Origin of the sequence: Gordonia sp. OPL2 (assembly GCF_003797825.1) — a bacterium.
In the GTDB taxonomy this organism is placed as follows: domain Bacteria; phylum Actinomycetota; class Actinomycetes; order Mycobacteriales; family Mycobacteriaceae; genus Gordonia.
Map to the genome: position 1 here is coordinate 1 of NZ_RKME01000051.1, position 20,157 is coordinate 20,157.

General features: G+C 67.7%; 19 protein-coding genes. 3 read left to right on the plus strand and 16 right to left on the minus strand.

All coding sequences use genetic code 11. The features are described 5' to 3' along the window. Together secA and raiA are read right to left on the minus strand one after the other, a co-directional pair. Positions 1-2,533, minus strand: a 2,533-nt coding sequence (gene secA, locus EEB19_RS25880; protein ID WP_187590203.1) for a preprotein translocase subunit SecA, incomplete at its 3' end; no start/stop codon positions are given. Positions 2,534-2,642: 109 nt separating this feature from the next. Then, positions 2,643-3,455, minus strand: a complete 813-nt coding sequence (gene raiA / locus EEB19_RS25885) for a ribosome-associated translation inhibitor RaiA (RefSeq protein ID WP_187590204.1) — start codon at positions 3,453-3,455, stop codon at positions 2,643-2,645. Between the two features lie 557 nt (positions 3,456-4,012). Between raiA and EEB19_RS25890 the strand changes: the two genes are divergently transcribed. After that, positions 4,013-4,717 carry a ComF family protein gene (locus tag EEB19_RS25890; RefSeq protein WP_262365929.1) on the plus strand — a complete coding sequence of 235 codons (705 nt, stop codon included), beginning with the start codon at positions 4,013-4,015 and terminating at the stop codon, positions 4,715-4,717. A 4-nt stretch (positions 4,718-4,721) separates the two neighbouring features. On the opposite strand, the gene lpqB is transcribed toward EEB19_RS25890, so the two are convergent. The 3 genes from lpqB to mtrA all read right to left on the minus strand — a co-directional run bounded on the left by lpqB (position 4,722) and on the right by mtrA (position 8,933). After that, entirely contained in the window at positions 4,722-6,437 is a 1,716-nt protein-coding gene (lpqB, locus tag EEB19_RS25895; protein WP_262365932.1) for an MtrAB system accessory lipoprotein LpqB, read from the minus strand. Between the two features lie 61 nt (positions 6,438-6,498). Continuing rightward, on the minus strand, positions 6,499-8,250 hold the full coding sequence (mtrB, locus tag EEB19_RS25900; RefSeq protein WP_316245488.1) for an MtrAB system histidine kinase MtrB: 1,752 nt from the start codon (positions 8,248-8,250) through the stop codon (positions 6,499-6,501). Then, complete coding sequence (mtrA, locus tag EEB19_RS25905) at positions 8,247-8,933, minus strand: MtrAB system response regulator MtrA (protein WP_187590217.1); 687 nt, start codon at positions 8,931-8,933, stop codon at positions 8,247-8,249. Before mtrA ends, mtrB begins: the two co-directional genes overlap by 4 nt. Before the next feature lie 133 nt (positions 8,934-9,066). Here mtrA and EEB19_RS25910 point away from each other — a divergent pair, with 133 nt between their 5' ends. Next, a complete protein-coding gene (locus EEB19_RS25910; RefSeq protein WP_187590206.1) occupies positions 9,067-9,702 on the plus strand; it encodes a dTMP kinase in 636 nt (211 codons plus the stop codon). Positions 9,703-10,208: 506 nt separating this feature from the next. Next, on the plus strand, positions 10,209-10,694 hold the full coding sequence (locus tag EEB19_RS25915; RefSeq protein WP_187590207.1) for a hypothetical protein: 486 nt from the start codon (positions 10,209-10,211) through the stop codon (positions 10,692-10,694). 204 nt (positions 10,695-10,898) lie between these two features. Here EEB19_RS25915 and ahcY read toward each other — a convergent pair whose 3' ends face one another. From ahcY to EEB19_RS25970, 11 genes are all read right to left on the minus strand, one after another. Then, positions 10,899-12,365: an adenosylhomocysteinase gene (ahcY, locus tag EEB19_RS25920; protein ID WP_187590208.1), complete on the minus strand. Its 1,467-nt coding sequence runs from the start codon at positions 12,363-12,365 to the stop codon at positions 10,899-10,901. A gap of 105 nt (positions 12,366-12,470) precedes the next feature. Next, positions 12,471-13,991, minus strand: a complete 1,521-nt coding sequence (locus EEB19_RS25925) for an APC family permease (protein WP_187590209.1) — start codon at positions 13,989-13,991, stop codon at positions 12,471-12,473. 208 nt (positions 13,992-14,199) lie between these two features. Further along, entirely contained in the window at positions 14,200-14,496 is a 297-nt protein-coding gene (locus EEB19_RS25930) for a WXG100 family type VII secretion target (RefSeq protein ID WP_187590210.1), read from the minus strand. A 29-nt stretch (positions 14,497-14,525) separates the two neighbouring features. Beyond that, entirely contained in the window at positions 14,526-14,852 is a 327-nt protein-coding gene (locus tag EEB19_RS25935) for a WXG100 family type VII secretion target (RefSeq protein ID WP_187590211.1), read from the minus strand. A 124-nt stretch (positions 14,853-14,976) separates the two neighbouring features. Beyond that, the gene (locus tag EEB19_RS25940; RefSeq protein WP_187590212.1) at positions 14,977-15,807 is read right to left on the minus strand and encodes an ESX secretion-associated protein EspG; all 831 of its coding nucleotides are present in this window, start codon (positions 15,805-15,807) and stop codon (positions 14,977-14,979) included. A 1-nt stretch (position 15,808) separates the two neighbouring features. Beyond that, entirely contained in the window at positions 15,809-16,855 is a 1,047-nt protein-coding gene (locus EEB19_RS25945) for a PPE domain-containing protein (protein WP_187590213.1), read from the minus strand. A gap of 52 nt (positions 16,856-16,907) precedes the next feature. After that, on the minus strand, positions 16,908-17,213 hold the full coding sequence (locus EEB19_RS25950; protein ID WP_187590214.1) for a PE family protein: 306 nt from the start codon (positions 17,211-17,213) through the stop codon (positions 16,908-16,910). A 67-nt stretch (positions 17,214-17,280) separates the two neighbouring features. Further along, on the minus strand, positions 17,281-18,588 hold the full coding sequence (locus EEB19_RS25955) for a hypothetical protein (RefSeq protein ID WP_187590218.1): 1,308 nt from the start codon (positions 18,586-18,588) through the stop codon (positions 17,281-17,283). Between the two features lie 50 nt (positions 18,589-18,638). After that, positions 18,639-18,947 carry a type VII secretion target gene (locus EEB19_RS25960; RefSeq protein ID WP_187590215.1) on the minus strand — a complete coding sequence of 103 codons (309 nt, stop codon included), beginning with the start codon at positions 18,945-18,947 and terminating at the stop codon, positions 18,639-18,641. 159 nt (positions 18,948-19,106) lie between these two features. Continuing rightward, positions 19,107-19,433 (minus strand): YbaB/EbfC family DNA-binding protein, encoded by a 327-nt coding sequence (locus EEB19_RS25965; protein WP_262365930.1) that lies wholly within the window; start codon positions 19,431-19,433, stop codon positions 19,107-19,109. Between the two features lie 10 nt (positions 19,434-19,443). Further along, positions 19,444-19,854, minus strand: a complete 411-nt coding sequence (locus EEB19_RS25970) for a hypothetical protein (RefSeq protein WP_262365931.1) — start codon at positions 19,852-19,854, stop codon at positions 19,444-19,446. Between the last annotated feature and the right edge of the window lie 303 nt (positions 19,855-20,157).

Consider the following 20,157-nt stretch of genomic DNA (forward strand, 5'->3'; position numbering starts at 1 on the left):
GGGCGGGTTCGGCCGCCGGGGCGGCCTGCTCGGTCTGGACCTGCACGTTGTACAGGAATCCGAGTGCTTCCTCCTTGAGACCCTCGAGCATGCCGCTGAACATGTCGAATCCCTCGCGCTGGTATTCGACGACCGGGTCGCGCTGGGCCATCGACCGCAGGTGGATGCCCTCACGGAGGTAATCCATCTCGTACAGGTGGTCCTGCCACTTGCGGTCGAGGACGGTCAGCAGGATCGTCCGCTCGAGCTGGCGCATCGCACCCTCACCGGCGATCTCGTCGATCTCCGATTCGCGGGCGTCGTAGGCCTTGTGGGCGTCGTCGAGCAGGATCTCCTTGAGCTCTTCTGCCGTGATGTCGTCGCGCTCGCCGAACTCGTTCTCGCCCACGACCTCCTTGGGCTGCAGCGCGATCGGGTACAGCGCGCGCAACGCGGTCCACAGCTCGTCGAGATCCCAGTCCTCGGCGTAGCCCTCCGATGTCGCGCCGTCGACGTACGCGCCGACGACATCGTCGATCATGCGCTGCACCTCGGCGGCGTGGTCCTCCCCCTCGAGGATCGTGCGACGCTCGCCGTAGATGACCTTGCGCTGCTCGTTCATCACTTCGTCGTACTTGAGGACGTTCTTGCGCACCTCGAAGTTCTGCTGCTCGACCTGCGTCTGAGCACTGCGGATGGCCTTGGTGACCATCTTCGCCTCGATGGGCACGTCGTCGGGGAGGTTGACGCGGTTCATGATCGACTCGAGAGCCGCACCGTTGAAGCGGCGCATGAGTTCGTCACCGAGGGACAGGTAGAAGCGTGACTCGCCGGGGTCGCCCTGGCGGCCCGACCGACCGCGCAGCTGGTTGTCGATGCGGCGGGATTCGTGGCGCTCGGTACCGAGGACGTAGAGTCCGCCCGCCGCCTTGACCGCTTCCGCCTCCTCAGCGGCGGCACTACGCGCGACCTCGATGGCCTCGGGCCAGGCGGCCTCGTACTCGTCGGGCGTGTTGACCGGGTCGAGTCCGGCCTTGCGCAAGCGGGTGTCGGCGATGATGTCGGGGTTGCCGCCGAGCACGACGTCGGTACCACGACCCGCCATGTTGGTGGCGACCGTGACGGCACCGGTACGGCCGGCCTCGGCGATGATCTGGGCTTCCTGCTCGTGGAACTTCGCGTTCAACACGTTGTGCGGGATGTCGCGCTTGGCCAGCTGGCGGGACAGATACTCCGACCGCTCGACGCTCGTGGTGCCGATCAGAACGGGCTGACCCTCCTGATGGCGCTCGGTGATGTCGTCGACTACCGCGTCGAACTTGGCCTCCTCCGTCTTGTAGATGAGGTCGGTCTGGTCCTTGCGGATCATCGGCTTGTTGGTCGGGATCGGCAGCACGCCGAGCTTGTAGATCTGGTCGAACTCGGCGGCCTCCGTCTCGGCCGTGCCGGTCATGCCCGACAGCTTGTCGTACATGCGGAAGTAGTTCTGCAGCGTGATGGTGGCGAGGGTCTGGTTCTCGGCCTTGATCTCGACCCGTTCCTTGGCCTCGATGGCCTGGTGAAGGCCCTCGTTGAAGCGACGCCCGTCGAGCACGCGGCCGGTGAACTCGTCGACGATGAGCACGTCACCGTTGCGGACGATGTAGTCCTTGTCGCGGTGGAACAGCTCCTTGACCTTGATGGCGTTGTTCAGGTAGCTCACCAGCGGCGAATTGGCCGCCTCGTACAGGTTGTCGATGCCGAGTTGGTCCTCGACGAACTCGACACCGGCCTCGTGCACACCGATCGTCTTCTTCTTGATGTCGACCTCGTAGTGCACGTCCTTCTCGAGCAGCGGCGCGATCCGCGCGAACTCGACGTACCACTTGCTCGATCCCTCGGCCGGGCCGGAGATGATCAGCGGGGTGCGGGCCTCGTCGACGAGGATCGAGTCGACCTCGTCGACGACCGCGAAGTTGTGTCCGCGCTGCACGAGTTCGGCCAGCGAGTGCGCCATGTTGTCGCGCAGGTAGTCGAAGCCGAATTCGTTGTTGGTGCCGTAGGTGATGTCGGCGGCGTAGGCCTCGCGGCGCTGCTCGGAGTTCATCCCGGTGAGGATCACGGCGGTGTCCAGTCCGAGGAAGCGGTGGACGCGACCCATCCATTCGGCGTCACGCTTGGCGAGGTAGTCGTTGACCGTGACCACGTGCACGCCGTCGCCCGACAGCGCGTTCAGGTAGGCCGGCAGCACACAGGTGAGGGTCTTGCCCTCACCGGTCTTCATCTCGGCGATGTTGCCGTAGTGCAACGCGGCGCCGCCCATGATCTGGACATGGAAGTGCTTCTGCTCGAGCACCCGCCAGGCGGCCTCGCGGGCGACCGCGAAGGCATGCGGCAGCAGCTCGTCGAGCGATGCCCCGTCGGCCAGGCGTTCCTTGAACTCGTCGGTCTTCGCGCGGAGTTCGGCGTCGGTCAGCGCCTCGACCTCGTCGGAGAGGGTCTCCACGTGCGATGCGATCGCATCGAGACGCTTGACCATCCGGCCTTCACCGACGCGCAGCAGCTTGTTCAGCACCGTTGATCGAGTCCCTCACTCATGTCGACAACACACGAAATCCGGCCTGCAGCTCGGTACAGGCCGGATTCCATGGTACTCAGGTCGCCTTAGTGCAACCTGATCGGTCTCAGGCGAGACGTATCAGGCCGTAGTCGAAGGCGTGGCGCCGATAGACGACGGACGGTTTGTCGGACTCCTTGTCGTGGAACAGGAAGAAGTCGTGGCCGACGAGCTCCATCTCGTAGAGGGCGTCATCCACCGACATCGGCACGGCCTCGTGTTCCTTGACCCGCACCACCTGGCCCGGTTCATGGAGTTCGACGCCGTCGTCCCAGGCGGGCTCGGTGGCATCGGCAGCGTCCGCGTCGGGCTGTGCGGTGATCTGGCCGTCCCGGAGCAGCGGTGCACCGATCTCGGTCGCCTCGGCCACGGAGATCGGCCTCCGGTTGCCGTAGGAGACTCGCCGACGGTCCTTGACCCGGCGCAGCCGCGACTCGAGCTTGTCGAGAGCGGCTTCGAGAGCCGCATAGAAGTTCTCGCCACATGCCTGGGCGCGCGCCTTGGGACCCTTGCCGACCGCCGTGATCTCGACCTGCTGACAGACCTTGGACTGGCGGCGGTTGCGTTCGTGGTTCAGTTCGACGTCGAATCGGAAGATGGAGGGATCGAACCGCTCGAGACGGGCGAGCTTGTCGCCGACGTAGACGCGGTAGTGATCTGGGATCTCGACGTTGCGGCCGCTGATGTCGACCTTGGCGGTGGGTTCGGCGGGTTCGGCGGAGTCGACCGTGCCGGCCGGGCGGACGAAGGCGAAACTCGGGTCGAAGGCCCGTTCGTCGGCCGACGAGGAGTTGTCGGCGGTGCTGTCGCGGGTGGTCTCGGGGGGACGCTCACCGACCTTGGATTCGCGGTGGCCTTTGCGATGGATGACTGTTGACATGAACAACTTCCTCCTTCTGATGGTTCCCGGCCCGACTACGTACGCCAGAGTCGTGGGAGCGCGTCAGTTCTGCCACGGAGGGGCGGCATGATGCCGCTGTGGGATGTCGCCGTCGGCGGTGGCCCGCTTCTGCGTGTGCCTTCGGACGCACCGCGCGTCCGAGTCAGTAGGTGGCACTGGATACAGCGACGGATCAGAACTGTTGTCGCGCTGACGCTCTCGTCGTCATCGGATGGGAATCGTGGCCATGCCAGCCGACGGCTGGCACTCACGGGCAGGGGCCTCACCTCCTCGCAAAAAGCGGCGGCTACCTTCTGTGCCTTCGACGGTAGCCCGATGTTTGCTTCCTGGCCACGTTTCGGCCCAACGTGAGGCGTGTCGGCAGTGAGGTCGGGACAGAAGTCCTGGGCGAGGAGGTCGTTCGTCACCTCGACGACACATTCGCCGCCGCACCCGGTGTGTCGGGCGCTCCGTCCACACGCCTCGATCCCTCCACAGATCCGGTGTGCGCGGTCCTGACGCCTGCGCGACGACCCGGTCGATGACATCGTGGCGGGGTGAACCGTCGGCGGTCGGGCGTGGCGTCCGCCGTCGCGACAATCCTGCGTTCGGGGACCGACCTCGTCGTGCCGACGATCTGTGGCGGATGCGACACCCCCGGCGTGCCATGGTGTCCCGAGTGCGCCGCCACCCTCGCCGACGCACCGATCCGACTCGACCCACGCATCGAACTCCCGGTCGACGCATGGGCACTCGGTCGCTACCGCGGACCGTACCGACGATCACTCGTCGCGGTGAAGGAACACGATCGACGCGACCTCACGCGGCCGCTGGGCCGCGCGCTGGCAGGGGCGGTCGTCACTCTCGGGAGGTGGGGTGAGATCCCCGATGGGGAGACGCTCACGCTCATCCCGGCACCCACCCGCCGGTCCTCCGCCCGACGACGCGGCGGTGATCCGGTGGCCGCCATGTCGCGGGTCGCGGCGGGCCGGCTCGGCCCGCGGGTCAGCTCCCTGGATCTGCTGGTCACGTCGTCCCGGGCGCGTGACTCGGTGGGCCTCGACGCGCGCCGTCGCGTGGACAACCTGTCGGGCGCGATCCGTCTGCGCCACCGGTGGACCGATCCCGGGCCGGCCACCGGCGGGGCTGTGCTGCTCGTCGACGACATCCTGACCACCGGTGCCACGTCCGCCGAATCGGTCCGCGTGCTGGCACGGCACGGCGTCACCGTGCACGCCGTCGTGGTCGTCGCGGGGGCCTGAGGTCTCAGGGCAGCACAGGGATGGCTCCGGGCGACATCGCCGACTCCACCTCGGTCCAGTACTGATCGGGTTGACCGTTGGCACTGCCCAATCGGAGCACTCCACGGGAGTCGCCGACGTAGACGGTCGACTGGTTGGCCACGATCGCCCGCACGGGCGGCGACAGATTGCCGGAGAGCAATCCGACGGCCGGCGTGCCGTTGATGGACAGCTGCACGACCGGTGACTCCGGGGCGTCGCGCGCGATCATCAGTGTCGTCGGCGACGCCCAGTCCAGCGACACCGCCCGGTTGCCGATGTTGTACGCGGCGATGCGCGGGCTCGTCAGGGAGACCGCGCCCTCCGCGTTGGTGGAGACCACGGCGAACACCACCTGACCCCCGACGACGAGCGCGGCGCGCACCCCGTCCGGCGACACCTGCAGTTCGGTGATCGCCCCACGCGCGACGGTCGCGATCGACGCGGCGTCGACGGTGGTCAGCCGGTCACTCGCGCCGGTCTCCTCACGGACCCACTGCACGGGCTTGCCGTCGACGACGGCCCAGACGGTGTTGGCGTCCGAGCCGAACGACGGTCGCGTGATCGTCGTGCCCGTGACCACCGGGCCGGGTTCGGCACCGTACGGTCCGATCGCGAGGTCGCGCCGGGGATCGGTACCGCCGCGCGCGACGACCGCCGCGGTCCGCTGACCGTCGGCCGAGATCGACGCCGATCGCACCGACTTGCTCGTGCCGAGCGCTCCGCCCACGGGCACCGTCCCGGTGTCTGTCACCTTCAGCAGCGACCCCGACCGGATGATGTTCAGGCCGACGTCGGTGGTGGGTACGGCCGTCGGGTCGAACGATTTCACGTCGGCCGTCTGCCATCCCGAGGCACGCTCGGGGATCAGCGGTCCGCCGTCGGCGTTGATCACGTACGGGCCGCCGATGTCGGCGCCGTCCAGGGTCCAGATGATCTGCGCCGCAAGCGCCGTGCGGTCCCGGACGGAACTCGATCCGATGCCCGTCAGGTCGATCCGCACGCCACCGCCCGACAGTTGTGTGACCGGCCCCCGCAGTGCGGCACCGTTCGGGAACCCGCTGTCGACCGACCCGTCGAGGTCGGCGGCCTGACCGGCGATCAGCCTGTTGATCAGGACGGTCGGTTCGGTGTCGGTCCCCGCGTAGAGCCATCGCGGATCGGCCACCAGTCGCTGCAGATTCCGGTCGGTGAAGTACAGGGTGACCGCACGGTAGGCGGCGTCGAACTGATTGCGCTCGATCATCGTCCCGCTGGGCAGCGGACCGTCGATGCGCCATTCGTCGCCGACACGGGTGAGCGCCAGACTTGTCTCGACGCGACCGGTGGCCGGCAGCAACTGCCCGTCGGACCTCAACGTCCCCACGTTGTCGCCGATGAGGCGCAATCGCACCGCATCCTCGCTGCGCTGATCGACGAACACGTTGATCTCGTCGACGACGAGCATGTCCCCGCGATCGTCCCACTGCTCCGATGCCGAGGTGGTGAGGAAGTTGCGAGCGGCACGATGACCACCGTCGGGATCCGCGGTGGCCTTGAGGAAGGCACGCACCAACGACTCCGGGTCCATGTCGCGCTGCGGGACCGGTACCGCGTTCGTCGGTCCCTGACGCGCGAACGCGGTGATGGGTTGCGGCGACGAACTGTTCGGGATCGACCCGCACGCACCGAGGACACCGGCCAGGACGACGAGCATCACCATCGTCGCCACCGAACGCCCCCGCGCCCGGACGGACCGCGCGTGGCGTCGAGCGGCGGTCAGGTCAGGACGAGACATCCCCACCTCCGCCGGTACTGCTGTCGGCGCGCGGGCCCGCGACGTCCTCACCCGAGTCGGGTTCGGTCCGCACCGGCGCGGCCTTGGGCACGACGGCACCACGCGGGGCCGACGAGGTGGACCGCGGATGGCCGCCGACCGGTTTGAGCGGAAGCGGACTCCCGAGGACCTTGTGGCCGCGCACGAGCGGAAGGGTCAACCGAAAACACGCGCCCTTGCCGGGTTCGCCCCACGCCTCGAGCCGGCCTTGGTGCAGTCGGGCATCCTCGATGCTGATCGCGAGTCCGAGTCCGGTGCCCCCGGAACGCCGGAACCGCGACGGGTCCGAGCGCCAGAAGCGGTTGAACACGAGCTTCTCCTCGCCGGGACGCAGGCCGATGCCGTTGTCGCGCACGGTGATGGCGACAGCGTCACCGTCGGACCGCATGGTCAGCGTGACCGGTTTGCGTTCCCCGTGGTCGATCGCATTGGCGAGCAGATTGCGCAGGATGCGCTCCACCCGGCGCGGATCGATCTCGGCGATGACCGGCTCGGCCGGAAGGTCGAGCACGAGCTCGGTGCCGGTCTCCTCGGCGAGATGACTCACCGTGGCCAGCGCCCCGTCGATCGGGATCGCCATGTCCATCCGCTCGGCTGCGAGTTCGGCCATACCCGCGTCGTGTCGCGAGATCTCGAGCAGCTCGTTGAGCAGGGTCTCGAATCTGTCGAGTTCCTTGTCGAGCAGCTCCACCGACCGCTTACGAACCGGGTCGAGTTCGTCGCGCCCCTCGTAGAGCACGTCGCTGGCCATGCGCACCGTCGTCAGCGGGGTGCGCAGCTCGTGACTCACATCCGAGGTGAACTGACGCTGCAGCCCGCCGAACTCCTCCAGATGGGTGATCTGTTTGGACAGGCTCTCGGCCATGTCGTTGAACGACATCGCCAGGCGCGCCATGTCGTCCTCACCCCGGACGGGCATGCGTTCCTTGAGCCGACCGTCGGCGAACCGCACCGCGATCCGCGAGGCCGACCGGACGGGCAGCACCACCTGCCGGGACACCAGCCAGGCGACGGCGGCGAGCAGACCGAGCAGAACCACGCCGCCGGTCAGGAGGGTGCCGCGGACGAGGTCGACGGTGTTCTGCTCGCTGGTCAGCGGGAACACCAGATACAGCTCGAGTCCGGGCACCGCCGCATTCGTCGGTGTCCCGACGATGAGGGCCGGTTCCGTGCCGCCGGATGCGTTCGGGATCGACGAGTACTGGTAAGCGACCTGGCCGCCCTGCACCATGTCGCGGAGATTGCCGGGGATCTCGGTGGTCGGACCGACACCGCTGTCGCTGCCGTCGTCGCGGGTCCCGGGCACCAGGAGAACCGTGTCGAACGTGCCGACGGTGCCGGAGTTCTCACTGGTGTCGACGTCGCGGTCGGTCAGCAGCGATCGGGTCTGGCGCAGCCGATTCTGCACCGACATGTTGCCGTCGCTGCTGGTGAGATCGCGTTCGACGGCGATCCGGGCACGTTCGACCTCTTCGGTCGCGGCAGCGAGTTTGACGTCGAGGAGTCGATCGGTGATCTGGCTGATCAGGACGAACACGAGGATCAAGATCACCACAAAGGACAGCACCAACGTGGACACCACCACACGCAGCTGCAGTGATCGCCGCCAGATGCGGCCGAAGGCTCGACCGACTCTGCCGGCGGCGCGGGTGATGCGCCCGAAGGTGCTGTTGACGCGACGGCGGGGTCGACCGATCACGGCGGGCCGGCCTTGTAGCCGACCCCCCTCACAGTCAGGACGACCTCAGGATTTTCCGGGTCGGTTTCGACCTTCGCTCGGAGACGCTGGACATGCACGTTGACGAGTCTAGTGTCCGCCGGGTGGCGGTAGCCCCACACCTGTTCGAGGAGCACATCGCGGGTGAACACCTGCCGCGGCTTGCGGGCGAGTGCGACCAGCAGGTCGAACTCGAGCGGCGTCAGCGAGATGGGCACACCGTCGCGGGTCACCTTGTGGGCCGGGACGTCGATCTCGACGGGTCCGATCGACAGCAACTCCGCCGGCTCCTCGTCGGTCCGGCGCAGCCGGGCGCGTACCCGCGCGACGAGTTCCTTCGGCTTGAAGGGCTTCACCATGTAATCGTCGGCGCCGGACTCCAGACCGAGGACGACGTCGACCGTGTCCGACTTCGCGGTCAACATGACGATCGGGACGCCGGAATCGGCGCGCAGCACGCGGCACACGTCGATGCCGTTCATCCCGGGAAGCATGAGGTCGAGGAGTACGAGATCGGGTCGGATCTCACGGACCGCCGTCAGTGCCTGCGTACCGTCACCCACCACGAACGGTTCGAAACCTTCACCCCGGAGCACGATCGTCAGCATCTCGGCGAGAGCGGCGTCGTCGTCGACGACAAGGATGCGCGGTTTCATGCGTTCAATGGTGACACTTTCGTGACCGAACCGCGGAGAGGACGCGCCGGTACGGTGGCGTCGAATGGCGGTGACCAGTGGCGCAGCAGGTATCCCGCGGGCCACCCGAGACGACGACACCCTGGCCGTTACCATCGCCACCGTGGGCCAACTCATAGCAGTCGAGGGACTCGACGGTGCGGGCAAGAACACAGTGGTGTCCGCGCTCGTGGACCACTGGCGGGACAGCGGAAAACGCGTGTGGACGCTGACGTTTCCGCGGTACGGCACCTCCGTCACCGCGGACATCGCGTCCGAGGCGCTGCACGGCGGGCACGGTGACCTCCGCGACAGCGTCTACGCGATGGCGATGATGTTCGCGCTCGATCGGGCCGGCGCCGCCGGCGAGATCCGGAAGGCCGTCGCGGAGAACGACATCGTGGTCCTCGACCGGTACGTCGCATCCAACGCCGCGTACAACGCCGCCCGGCTCGGCCAGGAGGCCGACGGGGAGGTCGTGACCTGGGTGCGCGACCTCGAGTTCGGTCGGTTCGAGCTGCCGGTCCCCGACCGGCACATGCTGCTCGGAGTGGCGCCCGAGGTCGCCATGGGTCGCGCCGAACGTCGCGCGGCCACCGATGACACCCGTCCGCGTGATCTCTATGAGCGCGACCGCGATCTCCAACTCCGTGTCGATGCGGTGTATCGGCAGTTGGCGCAGACGAATTGGATGTCCCCGTGGCTGGCCACGGTCGACACCCCGATTGCCGAGTTGGCCCGGCATCTGTCGCCCGAATGACCTTCTGTGCCGAACGCCTGGGATTTCGATAGCCTGAATCACGCCCGATCGCGGGAAGGACGTGCCGAATGACCCAACAGCCACCCCCCGGGGGCGGTGCATCGCCGTATCCGTCCGGCGCAGAACCGGGCGCCGGTGGACCTTGGAATCCGGCGCAGCAGCCTGGGTCCCAGTCTCCCGGACCGCATGATCCCGCCCCACAGAATCCCGGGCCACAGCTTCAGCAGCCGTATGCCCCTCAGCCGCATCCGCAGTCGCATCCGGGGCAGCAACCGTATCCGGGCCAGCAGTCGCATCCAGGGGCACAGTCACCCCAGTACCAGGGTCCGCCGTATCAGGGTCCGCACTACCCGAATCCGCAGCCGCCGTACGCGCAGCCGCCTTTCCCACCGGCTTACGGCAACGCCCAGGGACCCGGGCAGCCTCCGCTCCCACCGGGTGGCCCCTTTCCCGGCACGTTTCCTCCGCCCTACCCGCCGCCGCGACCGCCACGCGGCAACGGCGGGGTGATCGCAGCCGTCATCGGTGGTGTGATCGCCGTCGCCGCCATCGCCGCGTTGGTCATCACCGTGGGCATCCAGTCCCGCGGCTCGTCCGACGACGAACTCGTCGCTCCGACAACCACGTTCAGCTCGACTCCGGATCCCGACACCGGTCAGTCGCGGCCCAGCCAGACCGATGTCAGCGCCATCCGGACCGCCATGCAGGCCTTCGTCGACGCGGTCAATTCGCGCGACGTCACCCGGATCCAGGCCGCCGTGTGCAGTTCGGTCCGACCGCAGGTCACCAAACCGCTCGACATCACCGGCAACGTCGTCCTCGAGGACCTGTCCCAGGTCACCATCACCGGCGACACCGCCGAATCCAAGGTGAGTACCCACGTCGAGCTCGGCAACCAACGGTCGACCACCAAGCAGAACGAGGAGAACTTCGCCCGCGAGAACGGCGTCTGGTTCGTGTGCCCGGGATCCGAACCGGATATCGGGACGTAGCTTCTCGGGGTCGGCTTTCCGGCGGGGTTCGGCCTTGCCTCGGCGTCGGCCTCTCCCCTGCCCGTCGATTCGACCGCCGTGGGCAGGATTTCGACATCAGGTCACCGGCTGTCGGGCACCGGCTGTCGGGCACCGATGCCAGGTCACCGGCCGTCGGGTTTCCGATGTCGGGTCACCGTTCTCGGCGACCCGACATCGATTGCCTCAGTAGCGGTAGTGCTCGGGCTTGTAGGGGCCCTCGACGTCGACGTTGATGTACTCGGCCTGCTCCTTGGTGAGCTTCGTCAAGGTGCCACCGAGCGCCTCGACGTGGATGCGCGCGACCTTCTCGTCGAGATGCTTCGGCAGCCGGTAGACCTCGTTGTCGTACTCGTCCTTCTTCGTCCACAGCTCGATCTGCGCGATCACCTGGTTCGAGAAGCTGTTGCTCATCACGAACGACGGATGTCCGGTCGCGTTGCCCAGATTCAGCAGGCGCCCTTCGGACAGGACGATGATCGACTTGCCGCTATCGAATATCCACTGATCGACCTGCGGTTTGATGACGATCCGCTTGGCACCGGAGTTCTCCAGGCCGGCCATGTCGATCTCGTTGTCGAAGTGGCCGATGTTGCCGAGAATCGCCTGGTTCTTCATCTGCTGCATGTGTGCGAGCGTGATGATGCCGAGGTTGCCGGTCGAGGTGATGACGATGTCGGCGTCACCGATCGCCTGCTCGACGGTGACGACGTCGAATCCGTCCATCAGCGCCTGCAGCGCGTTGATCGGATCGATCTCGGTGACCTGGACGCGTGCGCCCTGCCCGGCCAGCGACTCCGCACAGCCCTTGCCGACGTCGCCGTAACCGCAGATCAGCACCTTCTTGCCGCCGATGAGGACGTCGGTGCCACGGTTGATGCCGTCGATGAGCGAATGCCGCGTGCCGTACTTGTTGTCGAACTTCGACTTCGTGACGGAGTCGTTCACGTTGATCGCCGGGAAGGTGAGCTCACCCGCGGCAGCGAACTGATACAGCCGCAGGACGCCGGTCGTGGTCTCCTCGGTCACGCCCTGCACGGACTCCGACACCGTCGTCCACTTGGTCTTGTCCGCCTCGAAACTCGCGCGCAGCAGTTCCAGGAACACCTTGTACTCGGCCGGGTGATCGTCCTCGGCGGGCGGCACGACGCCTGCCTTCTCGAACTCAGCGCCGCGAAGCACCAGCATGGTGGCGTCACCGCCGTCGTCGAGGATCATGTTGGCGGGTTCGCCCGGCCAGGTCAGCATCTGCTCGGCCGCCCACCAGTACTCTTCGAGCGACTCACCCTTCCAGGCGAAGACCGGCACGCCCTTCGGCTCGTCCGGGGTACCGTGCGGACCGACAACGATCGCCGCGGCCGCATGGTCCTGGGTGGAGAAGATGTTGCACGACGCCCAGCGCACCTGCGCTCCGAGCGCGACGAGGGTCTCGATGAGCACCGCGGTCTGCACGGTCATGTGCAGCGACCCGGAGATACGAGCACCCTTCAGCGGCAGCACATCCGCGTACTCGCGCCGCAGCGACATCAGGCCGGGCATCTCGTGCTCGGCCAATTCGATCTCCTTGCGGCCGAAGTCCGCGAGGGACAGGTCGGCCACCTTGAAGTCGATCCCGTTGCGGCTGTCGGCCTGCAGAGCCTGCGCAGTCGTCATCTGATCCCCTTGTCGTTCGCGTCGGGCGCTGTCATTCGTCCAGCGCGGAAAGCGTTCAACTCAGGCTATCGGACCCCGCTGCGCAGGCTCCCACCCGATGGCCGGTCAGCGTTCCGGCGACGAATCCGTGGCCGCGACGGTGTCGGTGACCTCGCCGCGCTCCCGCTTGCCGACCATCGAATGCCGTTGGCTGTAGAGGAAGTAGACGGCCACACCGATCACCATCCAGATGATGAACCGGATCCAGGTCAGGGCCGACAGGTTCAACATCAGCCACACGCAGGCGATGATGGCCAGCACCGGGATGATCGGGCCGCCGGGAACGGTGAAACCGCGCTCGAGGTCTGGCCGCGACTTCCGCAGCACCAGGACACCGGCCGCGACGACGACGAACGCGAACAGCGTCCCGACGTTCACCATCTCCTCGAGCTTGTCGATCGGGAAGAAGCCCGCCACGATCGCGACGACGACACCGATGAGGATCGTCAGTCGGGCCGGCGTACCGAACCGGTCGCTGGTCTTCGACATCGACCGGGGCAGAAGGCCGTCGCGGCACATCGCGAAGAGCACTCGCGACTGGCCCAGCATGAGGACCATGACGACGGTCGTGAGACCCGCGAGGGCGCCGATCGCGATGATCTTCTCCGCCCAGGTCACCCCGTTCAGCGCGAAAGCGTCGGCGAGGTTCTTGGAGTCACCGTCGTCGCCGGTGGCCAACTGCTTGTAGTTGACCATGCCGGTGACGACGATCGTGACGAGCACATACAGCACGGTGACGATCGCCAGCGAGCCGAGGATGCCGCGAGGGACGTCGCGCTTGGGATTGCGGGTCTCCTCGGCGGTGGTCGCGACCACGTCGAAGCCGATGAAGGCGAAGAACACGATCGAGGCCGCGGCCAGCACGCCGTACCAGCCGTAGGCGCTGTCGCCGCCACCGGTGATCAGGGAGAAGAGCGTGGAGTCGACCGACTTCTCGGTGCCCGCACCGGTCTCTGACGGTGGCACGAACGGCGTGTAGTTGTCCGCCTTGATGTAGAAGAAGCCGACGATGATCACCAACAGGACCACCGCGACCTTGATCGCTGTGATCACCGCCGACACCTGCGACGACAGCCGTGTCCCGAGGACGAGCAGCGTCGTGACGACGGCGATGATCACGATGGCGCCCCAGTCGACGTCATGCCCCGCTATCTCGGTCGTGCCGCCGGCGAAACCGAAGACGCTGCCCAGATAGCTGGACCACCCCTTGGCGACGACCGCGGCGCCGACCGCGAACTCCAGGATCAGGTCCCAGCCGAGTATCCAGGCGAGGAACTCGCCGAAGGTGGCATATCCGAAGGTGTAGGCCGACCCGGCGACCGGCACGGTCGAGGCGAACTCGGCGTAGCAGAGTGCCGCGAGGGCGCACGCGATCGCAGCCATGATGAACGACACGGAGATCGCCGGTCCGGCCTTGTTTCCGGCGGTCGACGCGGTGATCGTGAAGATGCCCGCGCCGATCACCACCGACACACCGAAGACGATCAGATTCCATGCCGACAGTTCTTTGCGGAGACTGTGTTCGGGCTCGTCAGTGTCGGCCATCGACTGCTCGATGGATTTCCTGCGGGTGAGCGGATTTGCCATCCGGCGAACCTCCCCTATCCGAGCCGGTGACAGGATCGCTGCCCGACTCGCTCGTCACGAACGTCTGGTGAAGCGATCCCCTACGCTAGTCCACCCTCCGGGGACGCGCGGTGCGATTGGCGGTTCGGATCGTCACGGCCCTCACCGACGACAGACGACGAGCGCCCACCTCGCCGGTCGGACCAGGTGGGCGCTCGTCGACGAACGGTCAGCCGTGGAAACTCACCCCGACCGCCTTGTCGGCATGGAACATCCGGTCCGACGCGTTCGCAACGCCCTTGCCGAGGCCGCCGAGCTGCATGCGGGCCTCCTCGTACAGCTTGTCCCAGTGCGCCTGGGCGACGCGGTATCCCTCGGCGCCTTCCGGGGAGGTCCAGTTGCCGCTGAGCTTGTTGACCTCGCTCTTGAGCTGGTCGGCCAGGTTGCCGAGTGCTGCGAAGTGGCGGTTCAGGTCGCCGGAGAGTGTGTCGAGGCCGGCGAAGTCGTACTTGATGGGATCAGACATGAGAACTCCTTGTGAGGTGGATGAGGCGATCAGAGGGTGAGGTGGCCGCCGGTGCTGGCCGAGATCGACTGCGCGAGGTCGTCGTCGTGCTCGGCGTATCCCTTGAAGCCGGTGGTCAGCTTGCCCTCGATCTCATCGAGTGCGGCCTGCAGCTTGCCCGCGGTGGCGCTCCAGTCCGTCTGCGTGGTGTTGTACGACTTGGCGGCCGACCCGCCCCACGTCGCCATACCGCTGTCGGCAGATCCCTGGACCTGCCGGAGAATGCCGCGCATCGTGTCGACGATCCCACTGATCGACTGCGATGATGCCTGTGCGGCAACAACATCGAGATTCAATCCGTTACCCGGACTTGTCATGATCGTTTCCTCCTGTGTGACGGCACCGCACCGCGATGCCTCGGTGGTATCAACACGATGCGGCCCGCTCGCGGTGCTCTCGGCGTCGAGCGCACAGATACCCTGACAGTTCCCCCCGCCCAGGTCACGGCATCCACCGTCCCTCGGGCAGGGTCTCGATCAGCAGGCCGACGGCCTGCGCGATCCGATGACCACCACCCGGAGAGAGGGTGGTCCACACCCGCCCGTCCGGAGACTTGCTGGGACTGGCGACGACCCGACCCCTGTCGGTGTCGAAGACCGCCAGGGCCCCAGAAGATTGCGTACTGACCCCACCGGACCAGGAGACCGCGACGATCTCCGATCGGGTGTGACAGCTCATCAACGCCGCCGCGATGGCCACCGCATCGGAGCCGGGTGCCCCCAGTGCGTGTAGCGCGTCTGCGGCGTCGTGGGCGGTCGCACAGTCGGCGAGCCGCCCCGCGAGATCGTCTGCGGGAGCACTGAACCCTGCGAACGAGGCAGGCGCGGAGGCCGAATCCAGTTCTCGGGCGACGAGTCCGCCCACCTCGTCTTCCGAGCTGAGTTCGACGAGCCGGACGTCCACGGCGACACCGTCCCGTGCGGCCAGCACATGATCGTGACCGTTGCGCGCCAGGCACACCCGACGCATCCGGGGTATGTCGCGTTCCGTCCGCGCAGACGTGACGGTGCGGATCTCCAATTGGCGTTCAGCGGCCCCGAGAACCCGGAGCGCGGTGGCCATCCATGCGATCGGTTCACCGTCCTCGACGAGACCCAGAGCGTGGAGTTCGCGGTCTGCCGCTGCATCCACGTGGGCGAGCTCGGCGGCGTCGTCGGATGCACTCCACATGTCGAGAACCACCGGCCACGTCTGTACACCCGCCTCGTCACCGAGCCTCCGGAGTGCTGCGACCTCGAGGGTCGCGCGTCGATCGGTGGTGTGCGACACCATCTCACGCCCCCTTTCCCGAGCCGAGCGACAAGGTCTCGTCGAGGTAGCGCGGATCGAGGGAGCGGGATGCCGAGTTCCCCGAGACATGCTGCACCACAGACGTGTCCGCGGTGGCGAGATCAGCCCAGGTCGCCGGGCTGCCATCGTCGGCGGCGGCTGCTCCGGCCGCCGTCTCCTCCGTGGCATCGTCGGCGACCGCCCCACGTGCGACCACGCGATCGGCGGCTGCCGCACCGTGAGGAGCAATCGGCGCCATCGGTCCCGACGGGGTGGCGGCGCCCGCACCGGCCGGGGCGACGGGTGCCGATGCGCTCGACTGCGGCGAGCCCGACGCGACGATCGTCGGCGCATACCGTGTCTTCTCCGGCGCCGCAGTGACACCGAGCGACAAGCCACCGACCGGGATCGGCGCGGGCCCAGCAGGGTTCTGCGGTGTGGGACGGGACGCCGCCACACGTGCGGCGGTCTCGCGCGCTGCGCGCTCGGCGCCCAGCGGTGCCGCCGAGACCAGGTTCGGCGCCGCCGCACCGTCTTTCCAGGGGCGAGCGGCCGGTTCGGTTGCGGACTCGTAGGTGTCCATGACCCGCGCGGCCCGCATCCGCTGGTCGTGCAGGGCGCGCTCGGCGTGGGCGGCGGCGCCCACCAGTGCGGGGGCGATGGCGCCGAGTGTCGTGGCGGTCTGCATCGCCTTCTCCGCGATGTCGACCTCGGCGAGGTTGGGCATGGTCAGCCGGGCGACGGTGACTGCTGCGGCCTGGGACTCTGCCCGGACGGCATTGCGCCCGGCGACCGCGGCCGCCTCGGCAAACCACCCGGCGAGGCGGGTCAGCTTCTCGAACGTGGCGCTCGTGTGCGACGAATCCCAGTGCACGCCCAGCGCCACCAGGATGGAGCTGTACTCCACAGCCGCCGACGACATCTCCGATGCGAGATGCGCCCAGGACACGCCCGCCTGGGTGAGCGGCCCCGCGCCCGCACCGTCGCCGAGCTCGGTGGAGAGCCGTTCGGTGCTGCGTGCGTCCCAGACGACGCCGGTGAATCCGGCCATGTGGCTCTCCTTTCGTGTCGTGTCGTGTCGTGTGGTGTCGGTAGGTGGGACGTCAGCTGCGGAGGCCGGCGGCCGCCTCGTCCTCGCCGCGGGTGTACCCGTCCGCCTGGGCACGGAGGACTGCGGCGATCTTGCGGAGCTCCTCCACCCCACCGGCCGAATCCGTCGTGAACGCCTCGGCGACGGCGGTGAACGTCGTCGCCGACGTCTGCGACACCTCGTCGCGACCCGCTGCGGGCACGATCAGTTCGGGTGCGACCGAACCGAGTGTCCGCTCGAGCCGGCCGGCCAATGCGTCGAGACGTCCGGCCGCCGAGATGAGTTCGGCGGGATCAACATTCAGCTGTGCGTCGGTCATGGCTCCTCATCGGGTCGTGCGGGTCGGGTCGTGCAGTCGGGTCGTGCGGGTCGGGTCGTGCGGCAGATCAGGACTGGAGGGTTCCGGGCGGCGGCCCGAGCCGGAGCTCGATGTCGGGCGCCGCCGTCGCCTCACCGTCGTCCTCCTCGTATCCGATGACGGCGGGCACGGCGTCGGGGACGTCGCCGACGACCCGATGTCCGTTGTCCTCGGTCACCAGATAGTCGGGAACCTGGTGTTCTTCATTGGACGCACCGGCGCCGCGCGCGGCTCCGGCGGCTCCCATCGGTGCCATCGACGCGGGCACGGTGCCCGTGCTGGTGACCGCCGAACGTGCCGTCTGCTGCGGTCCGAGACCGGCGGGCTCGGTCATCCCCGGGGTCGGACTCATGAACGGCCGCGGTGCGAGCGGCGTGGGCGAGGACCCGCCGATCGCGCCGACCGCTCCTCCGCCGCCGGTCGCTCCTCCCTTACCGCCGGGGCCACCCGGCCCGCCGCCGTCCGGTCCGCGGTTCTTGCCTGCGGGATCGACCCGGCCCGTCGTCAGCGGATCGACCTTCGCCGACGACAACATGCTGCTGACCGGTGAGGCGATCATCGACGGCAGTTCGGTGGCCGACGACACCGCCGGTGACACCCCGTCGAGGACCGTGCTGGCCACTGCGAACGGCGACTGCGCAGCGCCCGTCGGTGCCGGCGCGTTCGTGACCGGCACCTGGGCGCCGTTCGCCGTCATCTTCGCGGTCGGTCCCAGCAGTTGAGCACGGGTGACCGCGACCTGCGTGGTGGCCTCGGCGAGTCCCTCGGTGGCGAATCCGGCGGCCAGACCCTGCCCGACGGGTGTGACGATGATCGGGATGGTGGTGGCGATCTTGCCGATCGTCGCAGCGATGATCGCCTGCACCGCAGCCAATCCCGCGCCGACGATGCCGGCCGCCGCCTGGATGTCGAAGGACATCCCGGTGCCCTGGGTGGTGACGTTGGCGGTGTCCGCGGTCGCGGTGGCCGACTTCCCCACCGCCGCGGTCGACGCCGACCCGGTCCAGAGTTTGTCGAGCGCCTTCACGGCACCGGAACTCATCGACATGGTCGTCTCGAGAACCTTGGACAGACTCTGGAAGATGGCGGACGGATCGAAGTCGGCGCTGGACAGGTCACCGGTGCCGAAGCCGCCGAGCAGGTCGGTCATCGGCTTGATCAACATCTCGATGTTGATCGGCGGCAGCGGCGGCAGACCGGGAAGGGGCGGGCCCGGAGGCGGCAGCGACGGTAGGGGCGGCAGTCCGTGTCCGGCGAGCACATCACCCACCGGTGTGTCGAGGATCGGGCCGAGCGGAGAGGCTGCGATCACCTCCTGCACGGTCATCCGCGACATCGCGGGCACATCGGGGATCCCGGCAGGTAGGCCGGGGATGGGCGACCCGGTCACAGGACCGATCGGATCGCTGCACCCGACGACGCGTCCTCTGCGTCGAACGTCGCCAACCCGGCGAAGGTGGCCGCGGCGCTGCCCGCGTGGACAGCGGCGAGATTGCCCACGGACAGGAGATGATTGGCCTGGGCCACGATGAACGAGGCCAGGAACTCCTGACCGATGACGCCGAACACCGGGACCATCACCGCGGTGTTCGCCGCGGCATTGATCGACCCGGCGGCGCCGACAGCGGCCGCCATCGCAGCGCTCGTCGCACCGAACGTCTCGACCACCTCGGGCACGACCGTCACATTGTCCATCGCTGTTCCCTCCCCTTCACCGTTGTCCTGCCTTTCCGGTGCTTCTGATCTTTGGACGCACCTGAGTTCCGTCTGGTTCCACTGTTGTCGAACAGATTTCCCGGCACTCGTGTCGAGACCCTGTCCGTGCCGGTACCGGGCACCGACGCGGTGTCCACGTCATCCATCGACCGGCCGAGTGCCCAACAGTTCGGCAAACGACTCGTTGAACTCCTCGGTGATCAGCGCGCGTTTGGCGAAGGCGCGCTGCGCGGCCAGCGCCGACGTCGCCACGATCTGCTCCCCGAGCCGCGCGGCACCGAGTTCGTTCGCGCCGGAGGCCAGCCACAGGCCGGTCAGTGCCCCGACGCCGTCGACCTCGACGGTCACCAGATCGTCGGCCGACGTCTCGCGCACGACGATCGCGGCGTACCTCTCGTTCAGGTCGTGCAGGCTGTCCAGCTGCCTGTTCGCCCGCGCCTCGAGTTCGTCCATCGCCCAGCTCATCGGATCCCCCCTATACCGGTCGCAGCCACGATGTCGGGGCGCCCCCGTCGTGGTCGTCGAGTTGTTCGGCGCGGGCGAGATCATCCGGTCGCGGCAATTTCATCGCATCGACGACGTCGCGGGCCGCGCCCGAGGCGATCAGTTGCTCGCGCAGTCGGATGCCTGCGGCCATCGCCGATTGACGGCACAACCGCAGGATCTCGCCGGCGAGCACCGCGGGGTCCTTGGCCAATGCCGAGTTGTCGAGCCGGATCGACACCGGCAGTCCCTGCGAGGTCGTGGTCACGGCGACCGCACCGGAGCGCGAACGGGCCGTCGACAATGCATACGGGTCGATCTCGTCGTCGGCGGATTCCTCCGCGTGCCGCCGTGTGCTGTCGGAGAACGTGCTGTCTGAGTACGTGTGTCCGTGTGTCGACATGGCGATCCGACCCCCCTTCGTGCCGCGTGGACCTCGTGTCCGTCGAACATGTCGTCGGTACTTGGACGCACCGCGGACGCGGTCGGTTCCCCTCGATCCCCCACACACTTCTGGATTCCCGGCCCCGACCGAACGTGCGGCCCACTGTCATGGGTGCACCCCGGCACGACCGAGCCACCGACGCCCGGTCATTCTTGCCGCAGATCCTGCCATATCAGCCCTGCGGCGACCACACAACATGCGTGTTTCCCTTCGTTCGAACGAATCCCGCGAGCGCCGGGATCACCACCCCACCCCGCACCC